The organism is Chryseobacterium tongliaonense (assembly GCF_041224435.1).
Taxonomy (GTDB): Bacteria; Bacteroidota; Bacteroidia; order Flavobacteriales; family Weeksellaceae; genus Chryseobacterium; species Chryseobacterium tongliaoense.
In genome coordinates, this window is sequence record NZ_JBGFFD010000007.1 from 223564 (window position 1) to 241716 (window position 18153).

Consider the following 18153-nt stretch of genomic DNA (forward strand, 5'->3'; position numbering starts at 1 on the left):
ATTAATATTGCTTTAAAATTTCAATGACTAATATAAACAAAATCCGCTGTAAAACATTATCAATCTGATCAATGCCCAAAAATATCTTTTAAATCCAGTTCTTTAAAGGTACCCATCTGATGTACCGCATCCATATTGAGATTTTCTTTTTTCCCGATGATTGCCGTATTAAAATGGATCGGCTTAATTTCCGTCTGATAAAACATCTTCACATCTTCAAATGTAAGATCCTGGATCTGCTGATAAATATCTTTCCTGAAATCATAGGCAATCCCCAGCTTTTTAAGCTTTAGCGTATTGAAGAATATATTCGTCCGGGTAATTCTTGCTGAAGCAATTTGTTTCAAAGCAGCATTTTTAGCATTTTCAAACTGAATCGGTACTTCCGGAAGCTCATTCATCAGGTCGGCCATTGTATCTACGGCAATCTGCAGTTTGTCCGGCTGTGTTCCGATATAGGTAGTGACATAATCAGGATGCCCCAATTCTGAATTGGCAGCATAAGAAACATAAGCGGAATACGCTAAACTCTTACTTTCACGGATTTCCTGGAAAACAATTGATGACAGGCCTCTTCCAAAATACTCGTTGAAGACATTGATCTTTCCAAAATTGGAAGTATTCACGTCATGCCCCTTTCCTACCTTGCTCATTTCCATCTGTACCATATCGTAATCTGTAAAATAAACGTTTCCGTTAGTTTCAGGCTCAGGGTATTTTTTAGGTGCAGGAATACTCAGATCGGCTACTTCAACATACTGGTCGATATAGCTTTTAAAACGTTCAAAATCCTTTCCGTAGAAAAACAACTGATACGGGTATCTGAACAGTTTTTTCATTCTGTCCGCAAATACTTCCACTTTGCTGTTTTCAAGCTCATCTTTAGAAATAATATCGGTGAAGCGGGAAAAGCTTCCCAGTTTGGTATAGTTCGTTAAAGCCGTCATAATACGGTTTTTATCCTTTTTTACGGCTGCACGGTTTTCAAGAACGGTGTCTACAAACTGATTGTAAATTTCCTGATCCGGTTTTACATTATACATCCAGTGCTGGAGCAATTCTATTCCTTTCTCTATATTTTCTTCCAGTCCGCTTAATGAGATCTGAAGCTGATCGGCTGTGGTTTTAAAATCATTGCTTACCCCGATTTTAAAGAACTCTTTTTTCAGATCTTCCGGTGAATATTTTTCAGTTCCCAGATACTGGAGCACCTGTGTTGAAATCCCTAGATCCCTGTCATGATCACTTCCAAACGGAAAGATAAAATGTAACTGGGCAATCTCGTTGTATTTATTTTTAACGAAGCTCAGCTTTTTGTCTTTAACCGTATCTGTTTTTATTTCTTTGTCATAATCAATAAATTCCGGTTGAATGTCATCTGTTTTGTCCCCCAAAATCTGTTTTAAAAATTCAGACTGGGCCTCACGGTTGATTTTTACAGGAGTAATTCCCGGATTATCAACTCTTAAAAGCTTATCATTAATCCCTTTTTCTTTATTGATCACCACGTAATTTTCTCTGAAAAAATCGTTGGCAAAATCTACAATATCCTGTTTTGTGAATGCTTCATACTGATCCATTTCGTTCAGTTCCTCTTCCCAGGTTCTTCCTTTGATATAGGTGTCGTAAAGGTTGGTAGCAAGCCCTTCTGCCGTTTCCAGACCTTTCTGCCGCTGAAGTTTAAAATCCTTAACAATTGCAGGCAGGATCCAGTCAGGGAACTCGCCTTTTTTCACCAATTCAATTTCCTCTAAAACCATTTTTTTTGCTTCATCCAATGTCTGTGTTTCTTTCGGAACAGCCACTATTGAAAAGTATCCGTACTGTTTTAATCCTACAGAAAAAGCCTGTGCCCAAAGCATTTTTTGAGTCTGATTGATATGAAGGTCCAATAATCCCGCTTCTCCCCTGTTGCTCAAAATATTGGCTACAACATCTGCGAGCATTGCCTCTTTTGTTCCATAGCTTTCAGTTCTCCAGGCTAGCTGAACCCGTGGAGTTGTAGGGCTTTTCACCGTTCTTTCCACAATTGCTGTAATCGGCTGCTCGATAACCGGAGTTTTCTTCGGAAGCTCCCTGTAAGGAATTGTTCCAAAATACTGATCGATCAATGAAATTGTTTCTTCAAAATCCAGGTCTCCTACCAATACCATTGCATAATTGTTGGGAACATAATATTCGTCAAAATACTTATGAATTGCCTTCATAGAAGGATTCTTAAGATGTTCTGCTTTTCCCAGTGTGGTCTGTTGCCCGTTCGGATGGGTAGGAAATAAGGCATCCATCAGCTCATAGTTTACCAGCCTTGTGTCATTATCCTGCGCCCTGTTGAATTCTTCATACACAGATTCCAGCTCGGTATGAAAAAGACGCAGCGCAATTTCTGAAAATCTTTCTTTTTCTACTTTAAGCCATTTTTCAAGTTCGTTATTCGGAATATTATTTTTATAAACCGTTTCATCAAACCAGGTATGGGCGTTCGTTCCGGTAGCTCCCAATGAGGAAATTATCTTATCATACTCGTTCGCAATAGCATACTGGCTAGCTTCCTGAGAAATTTCATCTATTTTTTTATAAATTTCTTTCTTTTTATCAGCATCCGGTTCTGCTTTGTGCTGTTCGTACAGTTCAGAAATCTGATCCAGTAAGGCTTTTTCTTTTTCCCAGTTGTGAGTCCCGATTTTTGAAGTTCCTTTGAACATCATATGCTCAAGGTAATGCGCTAAACCTGTATTATCAGCAGGATCATTATTGCTTCCGGTTCTCACGGGAATAAAAGTCTGAATTTTCGGTGCATCAAAATTCTGCGCCAGAAAAACTTTAAGTCCGTTTTTCAGGGTATAAATTCTTACCTTATTTTCGTCGTTGGTGATGGTGATGTACTCGTAATTGTTTGTATCTGTATGAATCGTCTCCTTATATCTTTTGTCAGTCATATATAAACTCATTTTCATTCTTTACATCAGAATGTATTACAAATGTAAGGAATAGAAAGAGATGCGATGTATTTTTATTTACTTCTTGTATCTATAATGACATTTGAAAAAGTGAATTACTTAATATCCTTTAGCTTTACAACTGCTTGAGCCTGAAAATCTTCTGTCAGGTTAAAAATTTTACCCAGTTTTTGAGAAGCATTGATAAACGCAATAAAAGCACATAATTCTGAAATCTGGCCATCGGTAAAATATTCTTTCAATAAATCAAAATGACCGTTTACAATAGAATGATGGTCTTTACAAAATAATTCTGCAAACGATGCAGCTATGGAAATTTTCATTTCAGATGGATCAAAATCGGGTTTTCCGCCTTTTACCATACAGTATTCACAGCCGTTTTCAAACGCCATTGTTCTGCGGACCTGCTCCAGCAAACTTTTATCTAAAGAAGAATTTTGCCAGAATACCTCTTCCAGTTGATTCCAGTTGCGTAGAATTTCAATGTTATATCCAATCAGCTTTTCAAATGCCGTATTTCCATTTTCAGAGAGAGTTATTCTTGTCATTTTTATAATTTTTAACTCCCTCAAAGTTCGTTTTTATCAGATTTTCAACAAAATGAAATTAACTGTAAAAATGATTACATTTACCTGATTTAATCTTTTAATTTTCAAATCACAATGAAAATCACTTTAGATGAATATGATTACAAAATCCTTCAGATCCTGAATGAAAATTCAAGATTGAGCTATGCCGAAATCGGAAGAAAGATTTCTTTATCACAATCTGCAACCAAAGAACGTGTATTAAACCTGGTTGAAAGCGGAGTGATCAAACAGTTTGGTGTGGATATAGATTTTACAAAGCTGGGTTACGGATTAAAGGTTATTATGAATTTAAAATTCAAAAATGATGAGTTTAAAACCTTCATCAATAATTTATCCAAATTCCCTGAAATTCTGAGTTGTAAACGCATCACCGGTGAATACTGCCTGGTTGCAGAATGTATTTTGTCTGACAGTTCACATCTTGAAAACCTGATTGACCGCCTGATTCCTTATGGTGTCCCCACAACATCCGTTCAGCTCTCAGAGGTAAAAGTTGATCATTTTTTTAAACATAAGATGTAACCTTGTTCTGCGGTTGTAGGATCAATGGTGGCTACCTCATTGACTGAATATTCACAGATGAATGATTTCATTACCCATTGGTAGAAAATCCATAGCCAGATCATCTCATTTTTCCAGCCGGGAGAAAGTTTATTCCATACAGCTTATTGCTGTTCGTGAATTTTTTCTAATTGTGGTTGCATTCTAGTTTAAAATTTTCGCCCTTTAACCCGGGAATTCGACAATCTCTGGTTATTCTAGTTAATCCAGAACTCAATATTGAAGAATATTTCAAACTGCTGTGCTATCGTGTGTTTTTTCGGAAAATGATATTAGACGGCATAGAACCGATGTTTTTCAGGAGGACTAAGCTAATCAAAAAATTAAAATCGGAAGCTCATTTCAATAAAAACTCAACAATATTTATCTTGTTTATGGAAGTTTACTTAAGTTTGCAATAGTTTTCCAAAAATTCACATCATGCACGGAAACATTCTGATCATCGATGACGAGATCAAGCTCCTGAAATTATTAGGAATGATTCTTTCCCAAGAATATTTTAACGTAAAAGAAGCTTCAACAGCACGTTCGGCGATGACAATGCTTGAGCAATATGATTTTGATGTTGTATTAAGTGATGTGCGTCTTCCGGATGCCTTCGGAGTTGAGCTTATAAAATCTATAAAAACCAAATATCCACATCTGGAAATCGTTTTAATGACGGCCTTCGGAAATATCACCGATGCTGTTCAGGCCATGAAAAACGGAGCTTACGATTATCTGGTGAAGGGTGACGACAATGAGAAGATCATTCCTTTGGTGTATAAAGCCTTGGAAAAAGTAAAGGACAATAAGTCTAAAATTGTTCAGAAAAGCACCGCTCTAAAGGGATTCAATCAAATTGTAGGAAATGCTCCTTTAATTCTTCAGGCTAAAAAATTAGCAGAAAAAGTTGCCATGACCGATGCTACGGTTCTTCTTACCGGGGAAACCGGAACCGGGAAAGAAGTTTTTGCGAATGCCATTCATGAAGGAAGTGACAGAAAGAAAAATAATTTTGTTGCAATCAACTGTTCTGCATTCAGTAAGGAAATTCTTGAAAGTGAACTTTTCGGGCATAAACAAGGAGCTTTTACCGGAGCTGTAAAGGATAAAAAAGGATTGGTAGAGGAAGCTAACGGCGGAACTTTATTTTTGGATGAAATCGGAGAAATGCCTATTGAACTTCAGGCCAAATTACTCCGCGTTCTGGAAACAAAAGAGTTTATCAAAATGGGTGAGACAAAGGTTTCAAAATCGGATTTCAGACTGATAGCCGCTACCAATAGAAACCTGGAAGATGAGATAAGAGAAGGCCATTTCAGGGAAGACCTGTATTTCCGGCTAAATGTCTTTGAAATTAACTTGCCACCTCTTCGTGAAAGGAAAGAAGATTTAAAAATACTGGCTAAAAACTTTATCGATACTTTTTCACATAAGCTGCATCTGACATCAGTTCAGATTTCCCCGGACTATTATAAAACATTGGAAAAAAACGACTGGAAAGGAAATATCCGCGAGCTGAGAAATACCATAGAAAGAAGTTTAATTCTAATGAATGACAATACTTTAGATACAGAAAGCCTTCCCCATTACATAGAAAAAACAGGAACAGAAAAGGATTCTTTAAGTATAAAATCTTTGGAAAAAGAACATATTCAGAAAGTCCTCGAATACACGAAAGGAAATAAAGCCGAAGCAGCAAGACTTCTGGAAATTGGTATCGCAACACTCTACCGTAAGCTGGAGGAATATGATTTGAGATAAAAATCTTGAACCTTAAAGCTTATAAGTTTTAAAAACCTATAAGCTTTAAACTACTTTACCGTCACGAATTTTCACAAATTGACAGATATTGTTGTGTATACGTTATGCAACACTAAATTCTAAGATCAGTATTCCGCCACTTCGAGCATATGGAATAGAATTAGAATGTTAAATATTAATTTCTAACTACTAACCTCTAACCTCTCATCCTATCATTTTAATAACACCCCTATCAAAATGATAGGCTTTTTTATTTTCCGGCACGACTCCAGAAACCTGCAATAGACTACTATCAAGTCATTTACCATAAAAAATATTCGAATGGACCTTTATTTGGCATCAATGGTCTAGAATAAAATATTTTAAAAATGACAATTTCAAGAAAAACGCTCAAAAAACGGGAGCAGTCAAAATTCAGTTTGCTGATTGTATCGTATGTAATCTTTACCCTGTTAACCTTAATTGTAGTCATATGATGCTTATAAGTTTGGTCCTGCTGGCGGCGGTGATGTTCTGGCTTTTGTATAAATCAGTTGAATTTTTTGATAAAATATAAAATTATGTGGAGTTTATTTTTTCTCTCAATACTTGCCTTTGTGTATATCTGCTATGTTTTAATAAAACCTGAAAAATTTTAATCTATCATGAATACCGAAATTACAGGCATCATAGCGATGTTTCTCATCACATTAGTTTCAGGAATATTTTTAGGTAAATATATTGCTAATGTATATGGCTATAAAAAGACTTTTCTGGATGGAATCTTCCAGCCTGCTGAAAAATTAATTTTCAGAATCTCAGGGATTGATCCTGGCCGGCAGATGAACTGGAAACAGAATATGTTTGCGATGCTGACCATTAATTTAGTCTGGGGCATTATTGCTTTCCTTATATTATTGAATCAATCCTGGTTACCCCTGAATCCCGACGGAAATCCCAATATGTCTCCGGATCTGGCTTTTAATACTGCGATCTCATTTTTAGTCAACTGTAATCTTCAGCATTATTCAGGTGAGACGGGAGTCAGTTATTTAAGCCAGCTATACTTAATGTTTCTTCAGTTTGTCTCTGCTGCAACCGGAATGGCTGCAATGGCGGTGCTTTTTAAAGCATTCAAAGATAAAACAACTACCGAACTAGGAAATTTTTATAGCTTTTTCACCAGATCTATCACAAGAATTCTCATTCCTTTAAGTATTGTTGTTGCGTTTATCCTTGCTGCCAACGGAACTCCTATGACTTTCGAAGGAAAAGACCATATCACAACACTGGAAGGACAGAAAATTGATGTTTCCAGAGGTCCGGCTGCCGCTTTTGTAGCGATTAAGCATTTAGGAACCAATGGCGGCGGTTTTTTCGGAGCCAATTCCGCACACCCGCTTGAAAACCCGAATTATCTTACCAATATGACAGAAATGGTTGCCCAGATGATCATCCCTTTCGCTTTGGTTTTTGCTCTGGGATTTTATTTAAAGAAGAGAAAGCTTTCATGGGTTATTTTCTCTGTAATGACCATTGGATTTTTAGCTCTGGCAATTCCGAATATTATTAATGAGATGAATGGAAACCCATTAATTACCCAGATGGGAGCCGATCATCTTCTCGGAGCCATCGAAGGTAAAGAAATCCGTTTCGGAAGTGCGGCTTCAGGATACTGGAGCATTGCAACTACTGTTATTTCCACGGGATCTGTAAATGCTATGCATGACAGCACAATGCCACTTTCAGGAATGAATCAGCTTCTTGCGATGATGATCAACTGCTTCTACGGAGGTTGTGGTGTCGGAATTCTAAACTATTTCATATTCATTATTCTTGCTGTATTTATCAGTGGACTGATGGTGGGAAGAACGCCTGAATTTATGGGTAAAAAAATTGAAGCAAAAGAAATGAAAATCGCAATGATTGTAGCTTTGTTTCACCCTTTTCTGATTCTTGCAGGAACAGCTTTAACCGCTTATTTACCTGAGTTTGGGGCTAAGACCTTAAATAATCCCGGTTTCCACGGATTCAGTGAAATGCTGTATGAATTTACCTCTTCATCTGCCAATAACGGTTCAGGGTTTGAAGGACTGGGCGACAATACACCATGGTGGAATATTTCTACAGGAATCGTACTGCTATTATCAAGATTTATCCCAATCATCGGACCTATCGCCATTGCCGGTCTTCTGGCACAGAAAAAATATATCCCGGAAAGTGCAGGAACATTAAAAACAGATACGTTAACTTTTGGATTTATGACTTTAGCCGTGATCCTTCTTATCGCTGCGTTATCTTTCTTCCCTGCTCTTACCCTCGGTCCGATTGCAGAACAGATTCAATATTTCTCTAAATAGCATTTAAAGATTTAAACATTAAATAATTAAACTCATTTAAAAATGAAAAATCAATCACAGACATTATTTCAGAAAGATTTGGTCAACGAAGCTGTTAAACAGTCTTTCGTCAAGCTGAATCCGAAAATTATGTTTAAAAATCCTGTCATGTTTCTTGTTGAGATCGGTACGGTTGTCATGTTGGTCGTGAGCCTCTTCAGCTTAACAGGAGAACGTACACAAGGCAGTTTTTCCTATAACTTTTTAGTATTCATCATATTATTTTTCACTGTTTTATTTGCCAATTTTGCCGAGGCCATCGCCGAAGCAAGAGGAAAAGCCCAGGCAGACACCTTAAGAAAAACACGTGAAGAAACTCCGGCCAGATTAATCATTGAAAATACACAGGGATTTCAGGTTGAAACCACTTTAAAAATGTCAGCCGAAATGAAACTCGGTGATGTTTTTCTCTGTGAAGCCGGCGATCAGATTCCAATGGACGGTGAGATTATCGAAGGCCTGGCAACGATTGATGAGTCTGCCATCACCGGAGAAAGCGCTCCTGTAATCAGGGAAGCAGGAGGAGATAAAAGCTCCGTAACCGGCGGTACAAAAGTACTTTCAGACAGAATTAAAGTGAAAGTAACGACAAAACCCGGAGAATCTTTTTTAGATAAAATGATTGCCCTTGTTGAAGGTGCATCAAGACAGAAAACTCCTAATGAAATCACATTAACGATACTTTTGGCAGGATTTACCCTCACCTTCATTATCGTTACAGTTACTTTAAAACCTTTTGCAGATTATGCGCAGACCCCGATTACGATTGCGGCATTTATTTCACTTTTCGTTTGTTTGATCCCGACAACCATCGGAGGTTTGCTTTCTGCAATCGGAATTGCAGGAATGGACAGAGCCTTAAGAGCCAATGTGATCACCAAAAGCGGTAAAGCCGTGGAAACAGCAGGAGACATTGATGTTTTGCTGCTTGATAAGACAGGAACAATTACCATCGGAAACCGTAAGGCAACGCAGTTTCATCCTTCAGATAATGTGGAAATGAATTATTTCATCAAAGCTTCCGCTCTAAGTTCGGTGGCCGATGAAACCCCGGAAGGAAAATCAATTATCGAATTAAGCCAATTAAAATCCGAAGACTTGCTTGTTCCTCACCCTGTGTATATTGATTTTACAGCTGAAACAAGAACTTCGGGAATCGATTTTGAAGAAACAAGAATCAGAAAAGGAGCTTATGACACAATTAAAAAGCTGACTGAGAAAGCAGGAAATACTTTTCCAAAAGAAACTGAAGACGCTGTAAAAGCAATCGCAGAAAATGGCGGAACACCTTTAGTGGTTTCATTAAATGAAAAAGTTTTGGGTGTAATTGAACTTCAGGATATTATTAAAACCGGAATCCAGGAGCGTTTTCAACGTCTGAGAAAAATGGGTGTAAAAACCGTGATGGTAACCGGTGATAATCCTTTAACGGCAAAATTTATCGCAGAAAAGGCCGGAGTTGATGATTTCATTGCTGAAGCCAAACCTGAAGATAAAATGAATTACATCAAAAAAGAACAGCAGGAAGGAAAGCTTGTCGCCATGATGGGAGACGGAACCAATGATGCTCCCGCCCTGGCCCAGGCAGATGTAGGTGTAGCGATGAACAGCGGAACCCAGGCCGCAAAGGAAGCAGGAAATATGGTCGATCTGGATAATGATCCTACAAAGCTGATTGAGATTGTAGAGATCGGGAAACAACTGCTGATGACCCGTGGAACATTAACAACTTTCAGTATTGCCAATGATGTGGCCAAATATTTTGCCATCATTCCGGCTTTGTTTATCACTTTTATCCCTGCACTGCAGAAGCTTAATATTATGAATCTTCACAGCCCTGAAACTGCTATTTTATCAGCGATTATTTTCAATGCGATTATCATTCCTATTCTGATTCCGTTGGCATTGAAAGGGGTAGCATATAAGCCGATCGGCGCCAGCGCATTATTAAGAAGAAATCTATTGATCTACGGTTTGGGAGGAATTATCGCTCCGTTTATCGGCATCAAGATTATCGATTTATTCATCAGTTTATTCTTTTAAATTTAAAAAATGAAAAATTATATTTCATCAGCATTCAGACTTACTGTGGTCATGCTGATCCTTGTGGGAGCTTATTCCATTTTTGTATACGCGGGATCAAAAATACTTCCGAATCATGGAAACGGAGAAATCATTATTCATAACGGACAAAAGTTTTATGCGAATATCGGACAGGATTTTAAATCGGCAAAATATTTTCACGGGCGCCCGTCTGCAGTTGATTACAATGCTGCAGGAAGTGCGGGAAGCAATAAAGGGCCAAGCAATAAAGAATACCTGGAAACCGTACAAAAGAGAATGGATACTTTAAAAATGCAAAACCCGGAAATGAGTAACGCCAAAGTTCCTGTAGAGCTGATCACAGCCAGCGGAAGTGGCCTGGATCCCGATATTTCCCGGGAAGGAGCATTGTATCAGATAAAAAGAATTGCAAAAGAGAGAAATATCTCAGAAACAGTTCTTGAGAATTTAATTACAGCCCATGTAAGTTCTCCGTTGATGGGTCTTTTCGGGCCTTCAAAAGTGAATGTATTACAATTAAACATCGCTTTAGATCAATTAAAATAACTTTAAAATCATTATGAAAAAATATCTTATTGCGGGTGTGATATTCGCATCTCTTACCGCAAAAGCTCAAACTGCTGATTCTTTACAGGCAGAAAAAAAATTAACTTTTTCCGCCTATGCGGAATTGTTTTACACTTATGATTTTAATGAACCTGTCAATCATCTTCGCCAAAACTTTTTATATTCATACAACAGGCATAATGAATTGAACCTTAATCTGGGTCTTATAAAAGCAGCTTACCAGACTGAAAACCTACGCGCCAATATCGCTTTAATGGCCGGAACCTATGCCCAGGACAATATGGCTGCTGAACAGGATGCTCTCCGGTACATCAATGAAGCCAATATCGGAATTAAAATTTCTAAAAATAAAAACCTGTGGATTGATGCAGGAATAATACCTTCTCATATCGGTTGGGAAAGTGCCATCGGAAAAGATAATATCAACCTTACAAGAAGTTTTGCCGCAGAAAACTCGCCTTATTTTGAAACCGGAGCTAAAATTTCTTATACTTCAGACAACGGGAAATGGTTTTTGAGCGGATTGGTCTTAAACGGATGGCAACGTATTGCAAAACCTGAAGGCAATCAGAGCATCTCTTTCGGGCATCAGGTGACTTATAAACCGACCGAAAAAATTACATTGAACAGCAGCTCTTTTATTGGAAATGATAAAACAAAAGACGAAAAACGGATGCGCTATTTCCATGATCTGTACGGAAGTTTCCAGCTTACGGAGCAGTTTTCTGCTGTTCTGGGGTTTGATATCGGAGCCGAACAGAAATTAAAGGGAAGCGATCAATATAACATCTGGTATTCCCCGAATATTCTGATGAAATATCAGATCAATCCCAAATGGGCTTTAGCCGGCAGAGCCGAATATTATAATGACAAAAACGGAGTTATTATCAATACGGGAACACCAAACGGTTTCCAGACTTTCGGGTATTCTGTGAATATTGATTACGCAATTCTTAAAAACGTGGTATTCCGTACAGAAGCAAGAAGCTTTACCTCCAAAGATGCCATTTTCACGAAAAATGACGAACTTAAACAAGGGAATTTTTTCATTACAACAAGTCTTGCAGCCTGGTTTTAATAAGAAAATGTAAGCTAAAAGTTTATTCCTCCTATGCTGCAGGAAAAAATTAAAACTAAAAAGAATAAAATCAATGTCATCAGCCAAACATTTTTTAGAACTCATTCAGAAATCCCGGAAAGGGAAATTCAAAATCTATATCGGAATGAGTGCCGGCGTGGGAAAAACCTTCCGTATGCTTCAGGAAGCCCATGCTCTTTTACGAAACGGCATTGATGTAAAAATAGGATACATAGAAACTCACGGAAGGGAGGAAACTCAGGAACTTGTAGAAGGTATTCCGGAAATCTCAAGACGTTCTGTTTTCTACAAAGGAAAAAACCTTGAAGAAATGGATCTTCAGTCGATCATCAACGAACATCCTGAAGTGGTTTTGGTTGACGAACTGGCCCACACCAATGTAGAAGGTTCAAAAAATAAAAAAAGATGGCAGGACGTTCTTGAAATTCTGGACAACGGGATCAATGTGATCAGCGCTATGAATATTCAGCATATCGAGAGCCTGAATGAAGAGGTTAAAAAAATCACCGGAGTTGAGGTTTCGGAGCGTGTTCCGGATAAAATTCTTGCCCTTGCTGATGAGGTGGTGAATATCGATTTAACAGCTGATGAACTTCTGACCAGGCTTAAAGAAGGGAAAATTTATAAAAAAGAAAAAATTCAGACCGCTTTAAATAATTTTTTCCAAAGCGGGCATATCTTACAGCTTCGGGAACTGGCTTTGAAAGAAGTGGCCACTCATGTTGAAAGAAAGGTGGAAACCGAGATCAAAACTGAAAATTTTAAACCTATAAAATTCCTTGCCTGTATCAGCAGCAATGAGAAAATCGCTAAAAACATCATCCGGAAAACTGCCCGTCTGGCAAGCTATTACAACAGTCCATGGACGGTTTTGTATATTCAAAGGCCTGCTGAAAATCCTGAAAAAATAGCCCTGGATAAGCAACGATATTTGATTAATAATTTTAATTTAGCACAGGAATTGGGTGCGAAAGTAATCCGTGTAAAAGAAAACAGTGTTCACAAAGGTATTCTTGACTACGTGATCCAGCATAATATTACAACAGTCTGTATCGGGAAACCCCATCCGAAGTTCTGGCAGCGGCTTTCCGGTTACAGTTGGATTTATACCCTGATGAACCGTTTGAATGAAAGGCAGATTGATATTATTATTTTATCTTAAAAGTAATGAAACTTAAAACGAAACTCACTTTAGGCGTAGGTCTTTTATTCATACTGATCGTTTTACTGTCGGTCATCGGATCCGTGTATATCAATAAACTTAAATCGGATACCGAAAAGATCCTTATTGCCAACTACAACAGTCTGGAGTTTTCTCAAAATATGATTCTGGCCCTGGATAAAATCAATACCGACAGTGCAATTGCCATTAAAAATTTTCAGAAAAACAATATTCTACAGGAAAAAAACCTTACCGAATTTGGCGAAAAAGAAGCTACACAAAACCTGAATCTTCATTTTAAAAGCTATTTGAAGGATCGTACCTATGAAAAAGAAAAACTGATCCGCGAAGATCTGGTGAAAATCATGGCTTTGAATATGAAAGGTATCGAGCGTAAAAGTGATATTGCCATTATCACCGCTGAGAATGCAACATTCTGGATTGTAAGCCTGGGTACGGTTTGTTTTCTGATTGCCTTTGTTCTTCTTTTTAATTTACCGCAAACCATTGCGGAACCTATCAATCAGCTTACCTTCAGTATCAAACAGATCGCAAATAAAAATTATAATGAAAGAGTACATTTTAAAGGAAGCGAAGAGTTTAATGACCTAGCCAACTCTTTCAATATTATGGCGGAAAAGCTTCAGGAATATGAAAGCAGCACGCTCTCCACGCAGCTGATGGACAAAAAACGGATTGAAACGCTGGTCAACAATATGCACGATGCCGTGATCGGGCTTGATGAAAATAATTTCATCTACATGATCAATGATGAAGCCCTGAAAATCACCAATCTCCGTAAGGAAGAAATTATCGGAAAGACCGCTCATGAAGTCGCAGTCAATAATGATCTTATGCGGGAGCTTCTTAAAAATATCGAGCATCCCGTAAATGAACCTATAAAGATTGTTTCGGATCATAAAGAAAATTATTTTGAACAGGAAATAGTACCCATCAATATTGTAAAAACAGGCGAGAAAGAAAAGAAATACATTGGAAAGGTAATTCTTCTCCGGAATATCACTCCTTTTAAAGAGCTTGATTTTGCAAAAACCAATTTCATAGCCACCATTTCTCATGAGCTGAAAACACCGATTGCCGCTATTAAAATGGGCGTTCAATTATTGGGAAATCAAAAATTCGGGGAACTGAATGCCCAACAACAGGAGCTTCTGAAAAGCATCAATGAAGATGGCCAGCGACTGCTTGATATTACAGGGGAGCTTCTGAATCTTTCGCAGGTAGAAACCGGAAACATCCGGCTTCAAATTGAAAGCTGTGCGCCGAAAGAAATCGTTCAGACCGCCATTAAAAATGTTGAAAAACTGGCAGAACAAAAGAATATTTCCATTACCGCCAAATACCTATTGGAAGACAATGACTTTATTTCGGCAGATTTTGATAAAACAGTCTGGGTTATGAATAATTTTCTGAGTAATGCCATCAAACATTCTTTCCAGGATGAAAGCATTGAAATTGTGGTGGAAAAATCAGGTGAATCCGTTCAGTTCAGCATCACAGATACCGGAAGCGGAATTGATGAGAAATACCACCGCCAGATCTTTGAACGCTATTTCCAGGTGCCGGGAGAACATCAGAACGGTACCGGACTGGGCTTAGCCATTTCGAAAAACTTTATTGAAAAGCAACACGGTGAAATCGGGGTAAAAAGCGCACCAAATCAGGGAAGTACTTTTTATTTCAGGCTGCCTTTGGTTTAAATTAAGTTTCAATAAAATTGTCTAAATTTGAATTAAATTCACATCCGATGAATACCTCAGATTTAAAACTAGAATTAATCAGCAAAATTGCTCAATTAAAAGAAGCCCGGATTATAGAGGAAATTCAAAAATTTTTAGATTTTAAATTGAATAATGACGAATATATTCTCAATGAATCTCAAAAAACCAGAATTGCTGAAGCCAGAGAAGAGTATAAAAATTCAGAATATATTACTGAAGATAAAGCCAATCAGGACATTGAAAAATGGCTAAAAGAAAAGTAATCTGGACATTCCAAGCCAATACCGAACGAAAAGAAATTCTTGAATATTGGATCCTCAGAAATAAATTTAAAACATTCAGTATAAAACTCAACAAACTAATAATCAGCACAATTCAGTTATTGACAGAACATCCCACTATTGGAAGAAGAACAACTATTGAAAATGTCAGGGTAAAAATTGTCCGTGATTATTTAATTTTCTACGAGTTTTCAAAATCTGAACTGATTATTCTTTATTTCTTTATAGCTGGGAATTGTTTTAGGACTGGATGGAACATTATGGAATTAATCAAAGGCTAACTTAACTACATTATAATGGTAACAGCGAAGGAAAAGGATTTTTCATCGCTGTTTTTATTTTCTTAATAATTTGAGTATTTTCAGTTCATAATTTCAATATATTATGAAAATACAACGGAATAAATATCTTCTGCTCAATTATGTATTCATTTTTTGCATCTTTATTTTGTTTCTGAATGATCATTTTCTGAAATATGAATTTTCAAATCTGCTGACCGGTAAGCTTTCTGACATCGCAGGAATCATTATCCTTCCCTTGCTTTTAACCTATATTTTCCCAAGGCTTAAACTGCATTCAGTATGGCTGAGTGCCGTATTTTTCATATTCTGGAAATCCGGTTATTCCGAAGGACTGATCCGTTTTTACAACCAATATGCATTAATTCCTATTACCCGGACCGTTGATTATTCCGATGTATGGGTATTGTTGCTTTTACCTGTTCCTTATCTGATGATCAAAGGAATCGATCAGTGGAAAAGCATCAGAATAAAAAAAATTCATCCTGCTCTTGTATTGCTGCCTGCCCTTTTCACTTTAATGGCAACTTCGCCACCGCCCAGTTTTTATTATACCCGAAGCAATGGGAATTTCAACTGTGCTAAATGTTCATTTACTGTGAATTATACCCAAAATGAAATTATTGAAAAGCTCAGGAAAGAAAATATTGTTTTTGACACGATCTATCCTATCAGCAAGCGTGCTCTTGAAAGGATTCCGGGTTTTGAGAAAAATGACATTCATTTTTATAAATTAAATCAGTTGATCATTGATCAGGATACGCTAAGAAATCTCAATTTTTCTATGCTGAGCCTGAAAAACGGCACGACAAAAGTATATTTCAATGGCATGAATGTAAAAGAAGACATTTCCACCAATAAGCTGAAAAGGAAAGTAAGAAAATATTACAATAAAATACTTTTCGAAGAATTAAAAGAATCTTTAAAAAAATAAAGCTCAACAATGGCTGCAAGATTTTTCACAACCCAGGAAGAATTTAGAGAATGGCTGGTTCAATATCACCAAACAGAAAATGAACTGTTAGTAGGTTTTTACAAAGTAGGAACTAAAAAACCCTCTATGACCTGGTCTGAATCGGTAGATCAAGCATTATGTTTCGGCTGGATAGACGGAGTAAGAAAATCCATAGATAAAGAAAGCTACAGCATCCGTTTTACGCCCAGAAAGCCTACAAGCATCTGGAGTGCGATCAATATCAAAAAAATGGAAGATCTCACTAAGGCCGGTCTGATGACAACAGCAGGACAGAAAGCATTTTCACTGAGAAAAGAGGAAAAATCAGGAATCTATTCTCATGAAAAAGAACCGGCTACCCTTGATCCTGCCTATGAAAAACAATTTAAAACGAATAAAAAAGCCTGGAAATTTTTCAGTGATCAGGCTCCGTCGTATAAAAAAGTAATGCTTCACTGGATCATGAGCGCCAAACAGGAAAAAACGAGACAATCCCGGCTTGAAAAAACAATCCGGGAAAGTGAACAACAGAAAAGAGTGTTATAAAAATTCTGGATTTTTAACCCCTAAATTATTAAATTGTAAAAAAATAATCAATTGAAGCCAACAATTTTTGATCAGGATCAATACAGAATTTATATTCCTTACAGAAAGTATATTGCTTTTGAAGGAAAGCTTCTGGACTCGGAAATTGAATATTGGATAGATTTTCAAATGCCCGGAAGCTTAGATCCGGTAAGGTTTTATTTCAACAAAAAAGATTCTGATCGTGTTGAAAAAATTTTAAAAGAAAATCACTTTCTGACAACCGATGATTTTAGCAGCACTTTTGATTATCGTCAAAGCAGAAAATTTTATCTTCTTTATATTATTTCGTTTGTGGCTTTATTCATTCTTGGTTTTATTCTCATAGAGGCTTATAAGATGTTCTTTAAATGAACAAGCTTTACATTTCATTATCCTATCTAAGACACATTGAATATTGTTTCAGATAACCCGATGGTTTTAAACCAAACCTATCCATGCATCAACATCGATCACTTCTGCCTGCATCGGAAATATTTTTGCCTTCAATACCTGATGAACTTCTGCGTCTCTGTCTGCACAGCAGTCGGAAAGAACCGTCAGCTCAAAATCTTTGTCTGCAGCTTCACGAAGGGTAGATAAAACCACCCCTGAAGTACTGACACCGGAAAGTACCAGGTGTTCAATATTCAATCCTCTCAAAACGATTTCCAGGTCGCTTCCTGCAAAAGCACTGATCCTGCGTTTTGTTACCATAATATCATTATTCTGAGGCTTTACATCTGCATGAATCTCTTCCCATTGTTTTACAAATTCAGGAGTCCACATTTCTTTATTTCCAATTCCGGAAAAAATTTTGTTCCGATTACTGATTTCAGGAACTCCGGCCCTGAAAGAAACGATGACATAAATAACAGGAATTTCTTTTGCTCTTGCATGAGCAATGGCTTTTGATACATTATCCAGCAATGGTTTGGTATCTTCGATATTCTGTAAAATGGAATTCTGTAAATCCATTACCAATAAGGCGGTTTTCTTTGAATCTTGCATTTTTAAAATTTTAATTATGGCAAGTATATACTATTTTACACTCATCATTTTTTAATTAACGCAAAGCTTTTTAAATCCGATTGCTATATTTTAAAAAAAGCAAAGAAAAGCAGCAAAGCTGCTATGAAGCATTCTTTTAAAAATCTATTTTAATAGATTAAAAAACTTTGCTCATCT

16 protein-coding genes are annotated in these 18153 nt (G+C 37.1%); 13 read left to right on the top strand and 3 right to left on the bottom strand.

The genetic code is table 11. The features are described 5' to 3' along the window. Positions 1-68: 68 nt before the first annotated feature. Entirely contained in the window at positions 69-2936 is a 2868-nt protein-coding gene (locus AB8P06_RS15620) for a M16 family metallopeptidase (RefSeq protein ID WP_369843143.1), read from the bottom strand. Between the two features lie 116 nt (positions 2937-3052). Continuing rightward, positions 3053-3505, bottom strand: coding sequence for a carboxymuconolactone decarboxylase family protein (locus AB8P06_RS15625; protein ID WP_369843144.1), 453 nt, complete (start codon positions 3503-3505; stop codon positions 3053-3055). 114 nt (positions 3506-3619) lie between these two features. On the opposite strand from AB8P06_RS15625, the gene AB8P06_RS15630 reads away from it, so the two are divergent. The 13 genes from AB8P06_RS15630 to AB8P06_RS15690 all read left to right on the top strand — a co-directional run bounded on the left by AB8P06_RS15630 (position 3620) and on the right by AB8P06_RS15690 (position 17340). Beyond that, positions 3620-4069, top strand: coding sequence for an Lrp/AsnC family transcriptional regulator (locus tag AB8P06_RS15630; RefSeq protein WP_369843145.1), 450 nt, complete (start codon positions 3620-3622; stop codon positions 4067-4069). A gap of 459 nt (positions 4070-4528) precedes the next feature. Further along, positions 4529-5854: a sigma-54-dependent transcriptional regulator gene (locus AB8P06_RS15635; protein ID WP_369843146.1), complete on the top strand. Its 1326-nt coding sequence runs from the start codon at positions 4529-4531 to the stop codon at positions 5852-5854. 644 nt (positions 5855-6498) lie between these two features. Continuing rightward, the gene (kdpA, locus tag AB8P06_RS15640) at positions 6499-8193 is read left to right on the top strand and encodes a potassium-transporting ATPase subunit KdpA (RefSeq protein WP_369843148.1); all 1695 of its coding nucleotides are present in this window, start codon (positions 6499-6501) and stop codon (positions 8191-8193) included. A gap of 42 nt (positions 8194-8235) precedes the next feature. Continuing rightward, on the top strand, positions 8236-10275 hold the full coding sequence (kdpB, locus tag AB8P06_RS15645; protein WP_369843149.1) for a potassium-transporting ATPase subunit KdpB: 2040 nt from the start codon (positions 8236-8238) through the stop codon (positions 10273-10275). Positions 10276-10284: 9 nt separating this feature from the next. After that, on the top strand, positions 10285-10842 hold the full coding sequence (gene kdpC, locus AB8P06_RS15650) for a potassium-transporting ATPase subunit KdpC (RefSeq protein ID WP_369843151.1): 558 nt from the start codon (positions 10285-10287) through the stop codon (positions 10840-10842). 13 nt (positions 10843-10855) lie between these two features. Beyond that, the gene (locus AB8P06_RS15655; protein ID WP_369843153.1) at positions 10856-11941 is read left to right on the top strand and encodes a porin; all 1086 of its coding nucleotides are present in this window, start codon (positions 10856-10858) and stop codon (positions 11939-11941) included. A 73-nt stretch (positions 11942-12014) separates the two neighbouring features. Beyond that, complete coding sequence (locus AB8P06_RS15660; RefSeq protein WP_369843155.1) at positions 12015-13124, top strand: sensor protein KdpD; 1110 nt, start codon at positions 12015-12017, stop codon at positions 13122-13124. A gap of 5 nt (positions 13125-13129) precedes the next feature. Next, positions 13130-14845, top strand: a complete 1716-nt coding sequence (locus tag AB8P06_RS15665; RefSeq protein WP_369843157.1) for an ATP-binding protein — start codon at positions 13130-13132, stop codon at positions 14843-14845. 47 nt (positions 14846-14892) lie between these two features. Continuing rightward, positions 14893-15129 carry a hypothetical protein gene (locus tag AB8P06_RS15670; RefSeq protein ID WP_369843159.1) on the top strand — a complete coding sequence of 79 codons (237 nt, stop codon included), beginning with the start codon at positions 14893-14895 and terminating at the stop codon, positions 15127-15129. Further along, on the top strand, positions 15111-15428 hold the full coding sequence (locus AB8P06_RS15675) for a type II toxin-antitoxin system RelE/ParE family toxin (protein ID WP_369843160.1): 318 nt from the start codon (positions 15111-15113) through the stop codon (positions 15426-15428). Before AB8P06_RS15670 ends, AB8P06_RS15675 begins: the two co-directional genes overlap by 19 nt. 103 nt (positions 15429-15531) lie before the next feature. Continuing rightward, positions 15532-16380, top strand: a complete 849-nt coding sequence (locus tag AB8P06_RS15680) for a hypothetical protein (protein WP_369843162.1) — start codon at positions 15532-15534, stop codon at positions 16378-16380. Between the two features lie 9 nt (positions 16381-16389). Next, on the top strand, positions 16390-16947 hold the full coding sequence (locus AB8P06_RS15685) for a YdeI/OmpD-associated family protein (RefSeq protein WP_369843164.1): 558 nt from the start codon (positions 16390-16392) through the stop codon (positions 16945-16947). A gap of 51 nt (positions 16948-16998) precedes the next feature. After that, on the top strand, positions 16999-17340 hold the full coding sequence (locus tag AB8P06_RS15690; RefSeq protein WP_369843166.1) for a hypothetical protein: 342 nt from the start codon (positions 16999-17001) through the stop codon (positions 17338-17340). Between the two features lie 66 nt (positions 17341-17406). Here the strand turns inward: AB8P06_RS15690 and AB8P06_RS15695 are convergent, their stop codons facing one another. Beyond that, positions 17407-17976, bottom strand: coding sequence for a cysteine hydrolase family protein (locus AB8P06_RS15695; RefSeq protein ID WP_369843167.1), 570 nt, complete (start codon positions 17974-17976; stop codon positions 17407-17409). Positions 17977-18153: the final 177 nt, after the last annotated feature.

Bases quoted from the DNA above. Each gene is read 5' to 3' on its own strand.
- AB8P06_RS15620 (WP_369843143.1), bottom strand. From the start codon at position 2,936: ATGACTGACAAAAGATATAAGGAGACGATTCATACAGATACAAACAAT.
- AB8P06_RS15625 (WP_369843144.1), bottom strand. From the start codon at position 3,505: ATGACAAGAATAACTCTCTCTGAAAATGGAAATACGGCATTTGAAAAG.
- AB8P06_RS15630 (WP_369843145.1), top strand. From the start codon at position 3,620: ATGAAAATCACTTTAGATGAATATGATTACAAAATCCTTCAGATCCTG.
- AB8P06_RS15635 (WP_369843146.1), top strand. From the start codon at position 4,529: ATGCACGGAAACATTCTGATCATCGATGACGAGATCAAGCTCCTGAAA.
- kdpA (WP_369843148.1), top strand. From the start codon at position 6,499: ATGAATACCGAAATTACAGGCATCATAGCGATGTTTCTCATCACATTA.
- kdpB (WP_369843149.1), top strand. From the start codon at position 8,236: ATGAAAAATCAATCACAGACATTATTTCAGAAAGATTTGGTCAACGAA.
- kdpC (WP_369843151.1), top strand. From the start codon at position 10,285: ATGAAAAATTATATTTCATCAGCATTCAGACTTACTGTGGTCATGCTG.
- AB8P06_RS15655 (WP_369843153.1), top strand. From the start codon at position 10,856: ATGAAAAAATATCTTATTGCGGGTGTGATATTCGCATCTCTTACCGCA.
- AB8P06_RS15660 (WP_369843155.1), top strand. From the start codon at position 12,015: ATGTCATCAGCCAAACATTTTTTAGAACTCATTCAGAAATCCCGGAAA.
- AB8P06_RS15665 (WP_369843157.1), top strand. From the start codon at position 13,130: ATGAAACTTAAAACGAAACTCACTTTAGGCGTAGGTCTTTTATTCATA.
- AB8P06_RS15670 (WP_369843159.1), top strand. From the start codon at position 14,893: ATGAATACCTCAGATTTAAAACTAGAATTAATCAGCAAAATTGCTCAA.
- AB8P06_RS15675 (WP_369843160.1), top strand. From the start codon at position 15,111: ATGGCTAAAAGAAAAGTAATCTGGACATTCCAAGCCAATACCGAACGA.
- AB8P06_RS15680 (WP_369843162.1), top strand. From the start codon at position 15,532: ATGAAAATACAACGGAATAAATATCTTCTGCTCAATTATGTATTCATT.
- AB8P06_RS15685 (WP_369843164.1), top strand. From the start codon at position 16,390: ATGGCTGCAAGATTTTTCACAACCCAGGAAGAATTTAGAGAATGGCTG.
- AB8P06_RS15695 (WP_369843167.1), bottom strand. From the start codon at position 17,976: ATGCAAGATTCAAAGAAAACCGCCTTATTGGTAATGGATTTACAGAAT.